General features: G+C 64.8%; 14 protein-coding genes. 4 read left to right on the top strand and 10 right to left on the bottom strand.

Annotation, left to right across the window (positions count from 1 at the left end):
- Positions 1–2: 2 nt before the first annotated feature.
- From AC1DSJ_RS07775 to AC1DSJ_RS07750, 6 genes are read right to left on the bottom strand one after another with little or no spacing between them, the layout of a single operon-like run.
- On the bottom strand, positions 3–713 hold the full coding sequence (locus tag AC1DSJ_RS07775) for an ABC transporter ATP-binding protein (protein ID WP_054426051.1): 711 nt from the start codon (positions 711–713) through the stop codon (positions 3–5).
- Positions 710–1,465 (bottom strand): ABC transporter ATP-binding protein, encoded by a 756-nt coding sequence (locus tag AC1DSJ_RS07770; RefSeq protein ID WP_342068032.1) that lies wholly within the window; start codon positions 1,463–1,465, stop codon positions 710–712. Before AC1DSJ_RS07770 ends, AC1DSJ_RS07775 begins: the two co-directional genes overlap by 4 nt.
- Positions 1,458–2,426, bottom strand: coding sequence for a branched-chain amino acid ABC transporter permease (locus tag AC1DSJ_RS07765; protein ID WP_175168391.1), 969 nt, complete (start codon positions 2,424–2,426; stop codon positions 1,458–1,460). Before AC1DSJ_RS07765 ends, AC1DSJ_RS07770 begins: the two co-directional genes overlap by 8 nt.
- Positions 2,427–2,428: 2 nt before the next feature.
- Positions 2,429–3,301 (bottom strand): branched-chain amino acid ABC transporter permease, encoded by an 873-nt coding sequence (locus AC1DSJ_RS07760; RefSeq protein WP_054426057.1) that lies wholly within the window; start codon positions 3,299–3,301, stop codon positions 2,429–2,431.
- 8 nt (positions 3,302–3,309) lie between these two features.
- Positions 3,310–4,515 carry an ABC transporter substrate-binding protein gene (locus AC1DSJ_RS07755; protein WP_054426059.1) on the bottom strand — a complete coding sequence of 402 codons (1,206 nt, stop codon included), beginning with the start codon at positions 4,513–4,515 and terminating at the stop codon, positions 3,310–3,312.
- Between the two features lie 19 nt (positions 4,516–4,534).
- Complete coding sequence (locus AC1DSJ_RS07750) at positions 4,535–5,332, bottom strand: GntR family transcriptional regulator (protein ID WP_054426061.1); 798 nt, start codon at positions 5,330–5,332, stop codon at positions 4,535–4,537.
- 155 nt (positions 5,333–5,487) lie between these two features.
- Here AC1DSJ_RS07750 and AC1DSJ_RS07745 point away from each other — a divergent pair, with 155 nt between their 5' ends.
- From AC1DSJ_RS07745 to AC1DSJ_RS07735, 3 genes are all read left to right on the top strand, one after another.
- On the top strand, positions 5,488–6,153 hold the full coding sequence (locus tag AC1DSJ_RS07745) for a hypothetical protein (protein WP_441371233.1): 666 nt from the start codon (positions 5,488–5,490) through the stop codon (positions 6,151–6,153).
- On the top strand, positions 6,146–7,276 hold the full coding sequence (locus AC1DSJ_RS07740) for a hypothetical protein (RefSeq protein WP_441371232.1): 1,131 nt from the start codon (positions 6,146–6,148) through the stop codon (positions 7,274–7,276). The genes AC1DSJ_RS07745 and AC1DSJ_RS07740 overlap by 8 nt, the downstream gene beginning before the upstream one ends.
- Positions 7,277–7,344: 68 nt before the next feature.
- The gene (locus AC1DSJ_RS07735) at positions 7,345–7,806 is read left to right on the top strand and encodes a GNAT family N-acetyltransferase (RefSeq protein ID WP_346552072.1); all 462 of its coding nucleotides are present in this window, start codon (positions 7,345–7,347) and stop codon (positions 7,804–7,806) included.
- Between the two features lie 30 nt (positions 7,807–7,836).
- Here AC1DSJ_RS07735 and AC1DSJ_RS07730 read toward each other — a convergent pair whose 3' ends face one another.
- The 4 genes from AC1DSJ_RS07730 to AC1DSJ_RS07715 form a co-directional block, all read right to left on the bottom strand.
- On the bottom strand, positions 7,837–9,315 hold the full coding sequence (locus tag AC1DSJ_RS07730) for an MFS transporter (protein WP_441371231.1): 1,479 nt from the start codon (positions 9,313–9,315) through the stop codon (positions 7,837–7,839).
- 7 nt (positions 9,316–9,322) lie between these two features.
- A complete protein-coding gene (locus AC1DSJ_RS07725; RefSeq protein WP_054426070.1) occupies positions 9,323–10,027 on the bottom strand; it encodes an SDR family oxidoreductase in 705 nt (234 codons plus the stop codon).
- A gap of 109 nt (positions 10,028–10,136) precedes the next feature.
- Positions 10,137–10,736: a TetR/AcrR family transcriptional regulator gene (locus tag AC1DSJ_RS07720; RefSeq protein ID WP_342068039.1), complete on the bottom strand. Its 600-nt coding sequence runs from the start codon at positions 10,734–10,736 to the stop codon at positions 10,137–10,139.
- 257 nt (positions 10,737–10,993) lie between these two features.
- The gene (locus AC1DSJ_RS07715) at positions 10,994–11,530 is read right to left on the bottom strand and encodes a YaeQ family protein (protein WP_054426071.1); all 537 of its coding nucleotides are present in this window, start codon (positions 11,528–11,530) and stop codon (positions 10,994–10,996) included.
- 693 nt (positions 11,531–12,223) lie between these two features.
- Here AC1DSJ_RS07715 and AC1DSJ_RS07710 point away from each other — a divergent pair.
- Positions 12,224–12,871 (top strand): LysE family translocator, encoded by a 648-nt coding sequence (locus AC1DSJ_RS07710; RefSeq protein WP_441371230.1) that lies wholly within the window; start codon positions 12,224–12,226, stop codon positions 12,869–12,871.
- Positions 12,872–13,423: the final 552 nt, after the last annotated feature.

Raw genomic sequence — 13,423 nt, 5'->3', positions numbered from 1 at the left:
CGCTACATCCCCAGATAGGCGCGGCGCACGTCGTCGCTGGCCATCAGTTCCGGGCACGATCCGCTATAGCGCACCGCCCCGTTTTCCAGCACATAGGCGCGTTGCCCCGTCTCCAGCGACTGGCCTACGTTCTGCTCCACCAGCAAAATCGCCAGCCCGTCGGCGTGCAGGCGCTGGATCAGTCCAAACAATTCCTCGACCATCAAGGGCGACAAGCCCAGCGACGGCTCATCCAGAATCAGCAGCCGGGGTTCGGCCATCAAGCCCCGGCCAATCGCCAGCATCTGCTGTTCGCCGCCCGACATGGTGCCGGCCAGCTGCGTCAGGCGCTCGCGCAGGCGCGGGAAGATATCCAGCACCTTGTCCACGTTTGCGGCGCGATGTTCACGCGCCCGGGTGAAGGACCCGAGTTCCAGGTTTTCAAGCACGCTTAAGTTCGGGAAGATGCGGCGGCCTTCAGGCACCTGAATCAAGCCCGCCTTGACCACGTCGCGATAGTGGCGGCCGGTCAGGTCGTGGCCGTCGAAGCGGACGGAGCCGCCCCAGGGTTTGCACAGCCCGCACACGGTGTTGTTCAGCGTGGATTTGCCCGCGCCGTTGCTGCCCAGCAGCACGACAATTTCGCCTTCGCCCACCGTCAGGTCCACGCCGCGCAGCACTTCCATGCGCCCGTAGCCTGCCCGCAGGCCGCTCACTTCCAGCAGCGCGCTCATGCCGGCGCCCCTTGCGCGGCCAGGCGTGCCGCCGCGCCATGCCCCAGATAGGCTTCCACCACTGTCGGGTCGCGCGTGACTTCGCCGGGCGTACCCGACGCAATCAAGCGGCCCTGGGCCAGCACCCACACGTGTTCGGCCAGGCTCATCACCGCACGCATCACGTGTTCGATCATCAATACGGTGACGCCATCGTCCACCAGCTTTTTCACGACCGGAATCATCTCGTCGATCTCACTCGGGTTCAGGCCAGCCAGCACTTCGTCCAGCAGCAGCAAGCGCGGCCGCGTGGCCAGTGCGCGGGCCAGTTCCAGGCGCTTGCGGCCCGCCACGGTCAGGTCGGCCGCGGGCTTGTCCAGCGCCCCTTGCAGGTTGACGCGTGCGGCAACGTCTTCGGCCGCGGCCAGCGCCGCCCGCCGGTCACGCAAGCGCAGATGCGCGCCCACGGCGATGTTCTGGCGCACCGTCTGCGCGCCAAACGGCTGCACGATCTGGAAGGTGCGGGTCAGGCCCAGTTGCGCGGATTCGTGCGGTGCGCGGCCCGTGATGTCTTCCCCGGCAAAATGCACCGAGCCAGCGCTGGGCTTCAAGAAACCCGACAGCAGCGCAAACAGCGTGGTCTTGCCCGCGCCGTTGGGGCCAACCAAGGCGGTCAACGACCCTTGCGGCACGGCCAGGTTCACGTCCTGAACGGCCTTCAGGCCACCAAACGAAATCGACAGATTGCGAGCTTGCAGCAGGATCTCAGGCACGGGCGCGCTCCTTGCCAAACAGGCGGCCTAGCGATTGGCCGCCGCCACTGATGCCGCGCGGCAGGAACATCACGATCAGAATCAGCACCACGCCGTAGATCACCATGCTGATGCCCGGCAGTTCGCCAAACAGGTTGCGTGTCAGGTCGGCCAGCCCATGCAGCGCGACCGCGCCCAGCACCGGCCCCCACAGCGTGCCCATGCCGCCCACGATCGCGCCCACCAGGGCCTCGACCGACACGGCCGAGCCAAACGCAATACCGGGGTCGATGTACTGGAACACCTGCACATAGAACGCGCCCGCCGCGCTCATGAACGCCGCCGACAGCGCAATGCCGCCCAGCTTCACGCGCAGCGGATTCACGCCGATGGCGCGGGCTGCGTCTTCGTTGTCGCGCACTGCTTGCAGGTACGCGCCAAAGCGCGAATGACGCAGCCAGGCGGTGACCAACAGCGCGAGCACCACAAAGGCCAGCAGCAGATAGATGTAGCCACGGCGCGACGCGAACTGCATGTTCGCCGCGCCCTCTTGCAGCGGCACCATCAGCCCCACCCCGCCTCCGGTGAAGGACGCCGACAAGGCCAGGATGCGAAACACCTCGGCAAAGGCGAGCGTCACCAGCGCAAAGTACGAACCCTTCAAGCCGTAGCGAAACGTCAGCCCGCCCACGGCCATGCCGACCAGTGCGCCCAGCGCAATGGCCATCGGCAGCGCCAGCCAGGGGTTGATGCCTAAGTTCAGTTGGCCCAGCGCCTGCGCATACGCGCCCACGCCAAAGAACAGCGCATGGCCGAAAGACAGCTGGCCGCCATAGCCGCCCAGAATGTTCCAGGCCTGCGACAACAGCGCCGCGTACAACGACATCATCACAAAGGTCAGCAGCACGCCTGACTGCGCGAACGTGGCCAAAGCGGCCACCGCCACCCCGAACAACGCAATTGCGGAAAGATCTCGGTTCATGCTCAGCCCCTCGCCCCGAACAGCCCCTGCGGGCGAAACAGCAGCACCGCGATGAAGATCGCGAAAATGCCCATCTGACCCAGCGAGTCGCCCAGGAACAGGCCCCCGATGGACTCCACCACGCCAATCAACAAGCCGCCCACGAGCGCGCCCACAAAGCTGCCCATGCCGCCCAGCACCACAATCGTGAACGCCACCAGTACGAAGCCGCTGCCCACTTGCGGGTTGACGTAGTACGCGGGCAGCAAGAAGCAGGCGGCCGCGCCCAGGCAGGCCATGCCAATACCGAACGACAGCGCATAGACCTTTTCCACATCGATGCCCATCAGCTTGGCGCCCTGCTTTTCACGCGCCACGGCACGGATGGCGCGGCCCAGGTCGGTGCTGCGGATGATCCAGAACAGCACCGCCGCCACTGCCAGCGCGCCGCAAAACGCGATGACCTTGGGCAGCGCAATCATGGCGGGGCCGATCTCGACGGTAGACAAGGTGTAGGCCGTGTCGATGCTGCGCGTGTCCGACTTGAACCACACCAGCGCCAGGTTCTCCAGCACGATGGCCAGCCCCAGCGTCACCAGCAGAATGTTTTCGTCCTTGCCGTGGCTGGCGCGGTTGATCACGAAGCGCTGCAACGCATAGCCCAGCGCGAACATGCCGGCCACCACCAGCGGCAGCGCCGCGTAAGGGTCGATACCCAGCCGGTCTTTCAGCAGGTAGACCGCATACAGCGCCACCATCAGGGCGGCGCCGTGGGCGAAGTTGATGATGTGCAGCACCCCGTAGATCAGGGTCAGCCCAAGGGCGATCAGCGCGTACACCGCGCCGGTCGTCAGGCCGTTGAGCACCGACGAAAAGAGGATGGCAGGGTCCAGCATGCTTGCCCTCAGGCCTTCAACGGGAAGATGGCGTCGGCCTGGCGGTATTGCGCCGGGATGATCACCTTGATGTCGCCGCCGATCACCTGCGTCAAGAGCGGCTGTGCGCCCGTGTTCTGGCCGTTGACGAACTTTGTGGGGCCATAGGGCATCAGGTTGTCGTGGAAGGTGCTGGCGGCCAGCGCGTCGATGATGGCGGCGCGGTCAGCGGACTTGGCGCGCTCGATGGCATCGGCCAGCAACTGCACCGCAACGTAGGTCATGAACACTTCATAGCTGAAGTACGCGCCCTTCTCTTCGACGCGCGCCTTAAGCGGCGCCACGCGCGGGTCCTTGGGGTTGAACCAGTGGTTGCAGTCGATGATGCCGTTGGCGATGTCCGGAAATTCCTTCAGGAACTTGTAGCTGGACGCCGCGCCCCCCAGCACCGAATAGATGGCCTTGGGCTGCACCTTCTGCTGCTTCATGGCGCGCAGCAGCAGCGCGTATTCGTTGTAGTAGTTGGCCGGAATGACGATGTCCGGATTCACCGACTTCATGCGCAGCACGATGTTGTTGAAGTCGCGCGTGGGGTTCGGGTGCTTCACCACTTCCTTCACTTCGAAGCCGTGCTCCGGCAGCGACTTCGCCAACAGCGCCGCCGTGCCGGTGCCGAACAGGGAATCCTCGTGCACGATCATGACGGTCTTGGCCGGCTTGCCAGCCGCGTCGTTCAAGGCGGCCAGGTCGGCGATGGCGCGTTCGCTACAGGCGCGGTAGCCGGGCCCGAAGCGGAAGGTGTTCTTCAGGCCGCGCTCCACAATCTGGTCGGCCACCCCCACATCCACCACGTGCGGCAGGTTGTACTTGGCGGCGGTCTGCGTCGTGGCCAGGCAGATGGCCGACGCATACGCGCCCACAATGGCCGACACGCCCGCCTCGTTCATCTTCTCGACTTCGGCCGAACCCGCTTCGGGGCGCGACTGCGCATCCCCCAACACCGCCGACAGCGGCGCGCCGCCCAACGACTTGATGCCGCCCGCCTTGTTGATGTCTTCGATGGCCAGCAGCGCGCCCAGCCGGCATTGCTGCCCCGAGTACGCCAGTGCGCCCGTCACCGGGTGCAGCACGCCAATCTTCACGGGCGTTGCGCCTTGCGCGCGCGCCACCCAGGGCGTGGACACGAGCGCCGCGGCGGCGGCGGAGCGATAGAGGAAGGTGCGGCGCGAATTCATGGGTGATCTCCGAAGGGGTTCAATGAAATTGGGCCGACAGCTCTTCGCTGACCCAGACCTTGGCGTCGATGCTGCCGACGCGCGACAGCTGCAATTGGTATTGATAACGGTCGGGCCGGTACAGGCCCTGCAATAGCTGAACAGGACGGTCGTTCACGTCGCGCACGACGCGGGTAACGGCCAGCAGCGCCGAGCCCACTGACACATCCAGATGGCGCGCCACCTGCGCATCGGCCAGCCGCGCAGATATCGTCTGCGTGGCGCCGCCAAATTCCACGCCGGCCGCCTCAAGCAGCATCAGCAAGGGTTCGCGTTCCAGGTCTTCGCGCGTGAAATCTGCCACGGCTTGCGGCACGTACGTGGTGATATGGGATAGCGGCCCGGCCTCGGTGCTGCGCACGCGCAGGCTCTTGTGCACGGGTGTGCCAGGCGGGATGCGCAGCGACTCGGCGACGGTTGGCGGCGCAAACACCAGCGTGCTGTCCAGCACCTGCACCGAGGTGCGCAGCCCCATGTTGACGATGTTCTCAAGCAGCCCGGTCAGGTGCGCCTTCTGTGGCGCATTGGCGGCGGGCGCGGTGTGGGCGGCGGACGCCCCGCGCAACGGCCACGTCCCCAACCCGGGGCGGCGCGACACCAGGCCGTCGGCCACCAGCATCTCCATCGCCTTGCGGATGGTGATGCGGGCCACGTCGAACTGATCGGCCAGCGCGTGCTCGCCAGGCAGCCCATCCTGATCGAATCGCCCTTCCTGCAACTGCTCGCGCAGCACGAGGTAGATCTGGTGGTACTTCGGCAAAGGTAGTGAGGTTCCCATGCCGGGAACTCTAGGGGTGTCCTAATGTACCGTCAATGGAACAAACACCCTGACGGGCTGTTCTATCGGGAAAACACTAAGCCCTTTTTGCCGATCACAATCTGTCACGTTCGCGCGCAAATCAGCATCATCTTGGGCGATATCATCGCTCCCCTATGCACACACACTCCTACAAGAATATGCCGTTGTCCGCCGCGGGGCTCCGGCGCATCTGGCTGCTGGCCATCACCGTCCTCTTTACCGTGCTGATTGCGCTGCACGCCGGTACAAGCCACGCCCAAACCTTTGATCGTCAGCAGGAAAACCAGCGCTATCAGCAATGGCTGGAAGCCTTCCGGCAAGACTTCCAAAGGCTGCGCCAGTTGCCCGATCCGGCCAGCGCGGATGTGGATGCGATGTTTGCCAACACGCTGGTGCCGGGTTCGCGCGCCACGCAGCTGGTGAAGGAACTGGCGAAGGCCAAGGGCGGCAGCACCAGCGGCGAGATTCACTTCGTGGGTATCGCGCGCGTGTTCATGGCGGCCTTGTCGGACTCGGTGGTCGCGGGCGACGGCGGCGTCTATCCCGACACGCACGCCACCTACAAATCTCAGACGCTGCGCGTGCGCTATATGCATGTGGATGGCGGCGGGCGGCTGGAACGCTACTTCAATAATCCGGAAGTCTTCACGCCCTACCGGCTGCCGGACAACGGCGTCTACGCGCGCAACGCCTACCCCTTTCTGCTGTTCGAAGACACCCAGGGCAAGCTGCGCCTGGGCGGCGTGTCCAAGGAATTCTGGGACCTGGTGAAGTTCATGGACTCGCTGCAATATGCATAAGCCGCCGCGTGTCTTACGCGTTGCCCTGGCCGCCGCGCCGCTGCTGTTCGCCTCGGCGGCGCACGCCACCTGCGGCCCGGCGGATACTGATTTTTCAGTGGCGTCGACCTTGCCTGCCGTATCGATCTCCGTTGATCTGGACGGCGAACGCGTGCTGCTGGGCAAGCGCGGCGAACGCGTCCCAACAAATTCCCGGCTGGCCGTGCTCGACGACGGCGAACTGATGCCGCGCACGTGGATGGACAAGGTCGACTGGTCCGCGTATCGGGTCAGCGACAAGCGCGCCCGCCCCGCCCCCACCAAACTGCATTTCGACCCGGAAGGCCAGCTCTGCCGGGTTGAACGCTACCGCTCGATGCGCGGCGAGGCCGTGCTTGAAAGCGGCTACACGCTGTCGTACAACGCCTCGGGCGCGCTGACCGCGTACACCGAATATTCCCTGTCCAGCCCGTCCAACCCACAGCCCTACTACGCCACTCGCAGCGCCTGCCTGCAACGCGACGCGCAAGGCCAGCTGGCTACGTTCATTGATGATGGTTGCGGCGACACGGAAGGCGCCGGCGCCCGCCGCCACTTTGTGCGCGACGACTCGGGGCGCTTACTGCGGGTAATCGATCTGGTGTCGCCGGGGCAGCCGGTGTCGGTTCAGCTGTTGGATGCGCAAGGCAAACCGGGGCCGCGTTACGTGCGCCTGGCCACCAACTACTTTGTGCCGGGCGCCGACCAAACGCCCTTGGCGTACGCGGACCCGCTCGTCAAACCGCGCGAACGCGTTTACCCTTTGGAACAGAAAACGCTGGCCGCCCTGCCGCTCGAGGTGCCTGAAAACCCATGGCGCATCGTCCGGATCAAGGACGATGTGCCGATGGATGACGACATGATGTCTTGGGACCCCGAGACGCAGATCGTGCTGGCTCAGGGCGCCGACAGTACGCAGAACGTGGCGGTCTTGACGCCCGCGCAGCAGCAACAGGTTTGGAAGACGATGGGAGATCACCCCTGGCGCGTCTATTTCTATCCAGACCCGGCGACGCGCATCCTGTTGGTGCCCGCCATGCCGCCCGAAAAATGGAAGGCTTGCAGCGACCCCGCCAACACCGCGGCGGACGCCTGCGCGAGCTGACCGCCATCCCGGGCCGACGCCATCAGGCGGCATCAAGCGTCGAACCAGAACGATCAAAGGGACGAAGCATGACGCTCTCGCTGCACGCCTTTGCCGAGATCCCGACCGAGGACTGGATTGGCCTGCTCAACCACCCCGACGTGATCCGGCACATGCCGCTTTCCACCGGCGAGTGGACCGAAAAAGCCGTCGCGGATTGGGCCAAGGGCAAAGACGCCCAGTGGCTCGCGAACGGGTATGGCCCCTGGGCACTACGGATTGATGGCAGCTTTGCTGGCTGGGGCGGTTTTCAAAAGGAAGGCGACGAGGCCGACCTTGCATTGGTTCTGCTGCCGACGTACTGGGGGCACGGTGCGATGATCTTTCGCCACTTCATGGCCCGCCGCCATGCGCTGGGCATCGGGCCGGTCAGCATCCTGCTGCCGCCCAGCCGGACACGGCTTAGAGGTCTTGCCAGGCTGGGCTTCCAATTGGTGGGTGAGTTGGCCTACGAAGGCCAACGTTTTCTGAAGTTTCAAACCGCAGGCTAAGGACAGCAAGGGATCACGGCACAGGGGCCGTCACCCCTTCCCCGGCCGCGTGTCCACCGCCAGGCACAGCAGCGCCGTCACCAAAGCCAGGGCAACATGCCCCACATACAGCGGTGAGAATGCCGCGTGGCTGACCGCGCCGTGCCCCAACAACAGCACCGTGATCGCCACCCCCATCACCCCGCCGATCTGGCGCGTGGCCTGATTGACCGCGCTGCCCACCGCGTAGTGCTGGGGCGGCAGCTTGCTGACCGCCGCGCCCGACAACGACGGCAGCACCATGCCCACACCAATCCCGCTAAGCAGCAAGCCCGGCAGCCATTGCGTCAAGTACGCGGGCTGCTCGCCCGGCACCAGCAAGAACCACAGGCCGCTTGCCGCATAGATCAGCGCACCGCCCACCAGGAACGGCCGATGGCCCATGCGCGCCGCCAATCGCCCGGTCAGAATCGCGGTGGGCATCACCAGCAGCGGCCCCGGCGTCACGGCCAGCCCGGCGCGCGGCAGGCTGTAATGCCACACGCCCGTCATGTAGAAAAAGAACGCGAAGAACATCATCGCAAACGCGATGCCAAAACTCAGCGTGGCCAGGTTCACATAGCGATACGTACGGTGCTTGAACAGCGCCAGATCCACCAGCGGATGCGGCGTGGCCCGCGCCCAGGCCACAAACGCGCCCAGCGACACCACGCCCACCGCCGCCACCACACCCAGCTCCAGGCGTGTCCAGGTGGGTGATTCCGACTGCACAATCGCCAACGCCAGCGCGCCCACCGCCACCATCAGCAAGGCCATGCCCACGCCATCCACACGCCGCCGCGCTTCCGGCTTCACCGATTCCTTGAGCAGCCCAGCGCCGTACCACAGCGACAACGCGCCCAGCGGCAGGTTGATGTAGAACGCCCACGGCCAACCGGCCCAGTCAACGACGAACGCGCCCAAGCTGGGACCCACAGCCGCCGCCAATCCGCCCACGGCGCCCCACAAGCTGACCGCCACCGCGCGCTGCGAGGTCGGAAACGCGGCCAGCACAATCGACAATGACGCCGGCGTCAGCAAAGCCGCTCCCACGGCCTGCGCCACGCGTGCGGCAATCAGCCACCCCACGCTGCCCGCCAGCCCACACGCCGCGGACGCCGCCAGGAACAGCACCACGCCCACCATGAACATGCGTTTGCGGCCGTGCGTGTCAGCCAACCCGCCCGACGGAATCAACATGGCGGCGAAGACGACCGTGTAGGCGTTTAGCACCCACGACATATCCGCCGCCGACGCCTCGGGAAACCCGGCCCGCAGCGCGCCGAACGCGGCGTACAGCATGGTGCTGTCGAGCGACACCAGGAACACGGCGATGCTGGCGACCCAAAAGATCGGCCAGGGAGAGGTGGCGGCCGGAGCGGCGGCAGGCGAAGCTGCGGCAGGCGATCCTGCGGCAACCGATGCTGCGGCAGCCGATGCTGCGGCAAGCGAACCTGCGGGAGGCGCAGAGGAACGAGCGGTAGCGTGCATGGCCGTCTTATCCCAGCGCCTTCAGATACACCGCCGGCTCGGCGGACAAGCCCTGCTTCACCAGACGCGTCCGATCATCGGCCAGCACTTCCTCCGCGCCCGCCTCCAAACCGTCAAACGCCTGGGCAACGATGGCTTCGGGCGTGGACTTCGGGCCATCCAGCCCCTTGGTCAGATCCGTATCCACAAAGCCCATATGCAGCCCCAGCACCTGCGTCTTCTGCGCACGCAGCTCGTTGCGCAGGCCGTTCGTCATGCCCCAGGCCGCGGATTTGCTCATCGCGTACACGCCTAGCAACGGCCCATTGATCCAGCTGGCGATCGACAGCACGTTCAGCAGCGCACCGCCGCCATTTGCGGCCAGCACGGGAGCAAACGCCTGTGCGACACGCAAGGAGCCGATCAGATTGGTGTCCAGATGCCGTTGCACCGATTCGATGCTGCCTTCCGCCAAAAAGCCGCCTGTTGCCGCGATACCAGCGTTGTTGATCACGAGCGTCACGTCCGACGCATGCTTGGCGGCGGCCGCCACATCAGCGGCATTCGTCACGTCCAGCTTGATGGCTTCCACGCCAGGCAAGGTGACGGTGGACGGATCACGCGCGCCGGCATACACCTTGCGGGCGCCACGGGCCAACGCCTCGCGGGCGAATGCCAGCCCCAATCCGCGGTTGGCGCCGGTAATCAAAACGACTGCATTCTTCAAATCCATGATGAGTTCCTTAGAACAAGTGGGACTGCGCGATCAAAATATGATGATCATCATATTTAGGTTGGGTAAAAAGGCCGCGCACTGCGGCCTTGGAAAAATCGGTAAGTATTCAGGCGGACAGCGCGGCGTCCTTGTGGTCGTACTGTTCCAGGATGGCTTGGCGGGCAGAGGCCAACACGGCGCGCCCCTCGTCGTTATCCCCGAGCGCCCGGGCCAACTGCAACGCGCCCACCAACGTGCTCGTCACCGCCACCGCGGCATGCTCGCCAGCGGTGGGCGGCAGCACCTGCCGCAGCGCATCCAGCAAGCGCCGCACGCGCAACGCCGACACTTCGCGGACTTCGGCCGATTGACGCGGAATCTCGGATGCCAGCGCCGACACCGGGCAACCACTCTCGCAACCCGTCAAATGCGCATCACCCAAATACGTTTCCACCCACGCCCGCAACGGGCTCGCGCCCTCGGCCTGCCGTTCGGCCATTCTCTTCATCATGCGCGCGGCGCCGTCGCGCCCGGCGCGCTCCATGGCGGCGGCCAACAAGGCCTCGCGAGACGGAAAGTGCGCATAGAACCCGCCGTGAGTCAGACCGGCTTCCTTCATGACGTCCGCTACACCCACACCTGCATACCCTTCGCGCCGGATCGCGCGCGCGGCGGCGTCGACGATACGTTCGTGAGAGAGCTCTTTGCGGGAGGACGGGCCAGCCATGATGGGGACCTTGGGATTTCTAAATATGATGATCGTCATATTAATCCCGCAGAAATCCGGCGCGCAAGCGATTTTTAAGGGGGATTTGTAACGTGCGCCGCCCGGCGTGCGGGCGGCGCAGGAAGTCTGATGACTTAGCGCCAGACCTCTGGCTCGACGAGCAACGGCTGACGGCCTAGCGCCAGACCTCCGGGTCGACGAGCAACGGTTTACGGCCTAGCGCCAGACTTCCGGGTCGACGAGCCACGCCTGACGGCTTAGCGCCAGACCTCTGGCTCGACGCTGACTTCGCCCTTCTCGGCCGAGAAGTAAACGATGCCGTCCGAGATATTGGCGTTCAGCTGCATGGTGCGTTCGGCCAGTTTGGCCAGCGCCTTGCTCTGGTCCGACGGCAGGTTGATGACCTTCAAGTTGCGGGTGCGCTCGAGCTTGTTACGCACGCCATCCCACCAGATCTTGCTGGCCGAGCCGCCGTAGCAATACACGATGACTTCATCAGCGCGGCCGCAGGCGCGCAAGATGCGGCGCTCTTCAGGCTGGCCCACTTCGATCCACAGCTTGACGGCGCCGGTCAGATCCTTGACCCACAAGTCCGGCTCATCGGTGTCGCTCAAGCCTTTGGTGAACGCCAATTCTTCCTGCGCATGCAGGGCGAAAGCGACCAGGCGCACCATCATGCGTTCGTCGGTTTCCGACGGATGACGGGCGACGGTCAGCGAGTGGCTGCCGTAGTAATGACGGTCGGTATCGGCGACGTTGAGTTCGGCCTTGTAGATGGTGGCGCGCAGGGCCATGGCGGTAATCCGTGAAGTCTTGCTAATTGCTTGAAGGGCGCAATGATAACGCTTGATGACCGTTGGGGGCTTTGTGGAGGCTGCCTGGGAGGCTTCGTAGGGGCGGTTGCTTGGGAGGTGCTTCGTAGGAACTGTGCTCAAGAGGTGATTCGTAGGAACGGCGCTCTAGAGGCGCTTCGTGGGAACGGCGTTCGGGGGGCACTTCGTAGGTCGCCCGTTGCCGTGGCCGTCATGGCTGCTCGCGCCCACGATTGCGGTCCGGAGCCTTCGCTCCGGACGCCCCCCTCGTCATCTTCGTTGTTGCCTGCGGCAACTGCCTTCAGATTCCCTCGGGCGCATCGAGGTTGCTCGCAGCCATGACGGCCACGGCAACGGGCTGGCGATGTCTTGGTTTGATGCGCTGTTAGAGCCGTGGTCAGGGACGAGGCGTGCGGGGCCCGCCGAATTGCTGCCGCCCGGGCGGCGGCAATCGGCATACGCGGTTGTGGGACGTTGACGAAGGACGCTTGCGCGCGTGCGGAGAGCGGTTCGTTTAGGGGGCCGCCTTCGTGGGGGATGGTAGAGATGGGCGGCGCGCGATAGCGGCTGATTTCTTGTGGTGACTTTCTCGCGCGCGCCGCCCATCCGGCACTGGGGTTCAAGTGACGAATTGCGGCGTACACTTTTTGGTTCGCGTCGATCTTGCCCTTTTTTATGACCGCTACCGCTGCGTTGCTCGCCTTTACGTTGGCTGCCACCATCCTCATGATTACGCCGGGGCTGGATACCGCGCTGGTACTGCGAACCGCCGCAGTCGAAGGCGGACGCCGTGCGCTGATGGCGGGCTTGGGCGTTTGTGCCGGGTGCCTGATCTGGGGGGCTATTGCCGCTTTTGGCTTGGGGTCGTTGCTGGCGGTGTCGACGTTGGCCTATGACACTCTGCGGATTTGTGCGGCCGCGTACTTGTTTTATCTGGGTGCGAAATTGCTGTGGCGCACATTGCCGGGCAAAAAGACGACGCCGTTGCAGCCCGCCGAACCCATCGCGATACCCTCCACTACCAGCGCCACCGGCTGGTTCTTGCGAGGCTGCCTGACCAACGCGTTGAATCCGAAGGTGGGCATTTTCTACATCACCTTCCTGCCCCAATTCATTCCAGCCGGCACCAACGTGCTGACTTTCAGCCTGCTGCTCGCCGCGATCCACGCGCTGCTGGGCGTACTCTGGTTCGCATTGCTAGTCGCCGCAACGCGCCCGCTAGCAAAATGGCTGTCAAAGCCCGCAGTCACCCGCGGCCTGGACCGCATGACAGGCGCGGTCTTCATCGCGTTTGGATTAAAGCTGGCCTTGCAAAGGCGGTGATACCACCGACAGCAGCCGGCTCAAATCATGGAGATCATTTGTAGAACGGATGAAGTGTGGCCAGCCGTGCAAGTGACTTAGCATACTGATCGCCCAAGCCCTGACGCCAGCCTCCAATCCAACACCGCCACGACGCCCCACCACCCAAACGCCAAAAAAGGCCGCCCGCGCGGCCGGCTTTGGCGGCCCCGCAAGATCTTCCACCCCACTAAAACCCGAGGCAAAAATGCCAAGCAAACCGCCCTCCCCAGCGCCCGTCACTGGCCGCTATTGCAGCGTGTGGCGTCGGGGCGGGGGTGAGCGGGGCGAGTCGATGCGCCCGAGGGAATCTGAAGGCAGTTGCCGCAGGCAACAACGAAGATGACGAGGGGGCAGTCCGGAGCGAAGGCTCCGGACCGCAATCGTTGAGCCCCGCTCACCCCCGCCCCGACGCCACACGCGTGTCAAGAACCCACAACAGCCCCACACGCACGCGTCAAGATCCCACAACAGCCCCCAAGACGCCACACCCGTCTCAAGAACCCACAACGGCCCCTAAAACGCCAACCCCAA

Source organism: Achromobacter sp. 01N37 (assembly GCF_056399725.1).
The sequence above is the reverse complement of the archived record's forward strand: the minus strand, read 5'-3'. Positions and strand labels throughout refer to the sequence as shown.

What these genes read in the sequence shown, in the direction of transcription:
- AC1DSJ_RS07775 (WP_054426051.1), bottom strand. Translation starts at nt 713, where the DNA reads ATGAGCGCGCTGCTGGAAGTGAGCGGCCTGCGGGCAGGCTACGGGCGC.
- AC1DSJ_RS07765 (WP_175168391.1), bottom strand. Translation starts at nt 2,426, where the DNA reads ATGAACCGAGATCTTTCCGCAATTGCGTTGTTCGGGGTGGCGGTGGCC.
- AC1DSJ_RS07760 (WP_054426057.1), bottom strand. Translation starts at nt 3,301, where the DNA reads ATGCTGGACCCTGCCATCCTCTTTTCGTCGGTGCTCAACGGCCTGACG.
- AC1DSJ_RS07755 (WP_054426059.1), bottom strand. Translation starts at nt 4,515, where the DNA reads ATGAATTCGCGCCGCACCTTCCTCTATCGCTCCGCCGCCGCCGCGGCG.
- AC1DSJ_RS07750 (WP_054426061.1), bottom strand. Translation starts at nt 5,332, where the DNA reads ATGGGAACCTCACTACCTTTGCCGAAGTACCACCAGATCTACCTCGTG.
- AC1DSJ_RS07745 (WP_441371233.1), top strand. Translation starts at nt 5,488, where the DNA reads ATGCACACACACTCCTACAAGAATATGCCGTTGTCCGCCGCGGGGCTC.
- AC1DSJ_RS07740 (WP_441371232.1), top strand. Translation starts at nt 6,146, where the DNA reads ATGCATAAGCCGCCGCGTGTCTTACGCGTTGCCCTGGCCGCCGCGCCG.
- AC1DSJ_RS07735 (WP_346552072.1), top strand. Translation starts at nt 7,345, where the DNA reads ATGACGCTCTCGCTGCACGCCTTTGCCGAGATCCCGACCGAGGACTGG.
- AC1DSJ_RS07730 (WP_441371231.1), bottom strand. Translation starts at nt 9,315, where the DNA reads ATGCACGCTACCGCTCGTTCCTCTGCGCCTCCCGCAGGTTCGCTTGCC.
- AC1DSJ_RS07725 (WP_054426070.1), bottom strand. Translation starts at nt 10,027, where the DNA reads ATGGATTTGAAGAATGCAGTCGTTTTGATTACCGGCGCCAACCGCGGA.
- AC1DSJ_RS07720 (WP_342068039.1), bottom strand. Translation starts at nt 10,736, where the DNA reads ATGGCTGGCCCGTCCTCCCGCAAAGAGCTCTCTCACGAACGTATCGTC.
- AC1DSJ_RS07715 (WP_054426071.1), bottom strand. Translation starts at nt 11,530, where the DNA reads ATGGCCCTGCGCGCCACCATCTACAAGGCCGAACTCAACGTCGCCGAT.
- AC1DSJ_RS07710 (WP_441371230.1), top strand. Translation starts at nt 12,224, where the DNA reads ATGACCGCTACCGCTGCGTTGCTCGCCTTTACGTTGGCTGCCACCATC.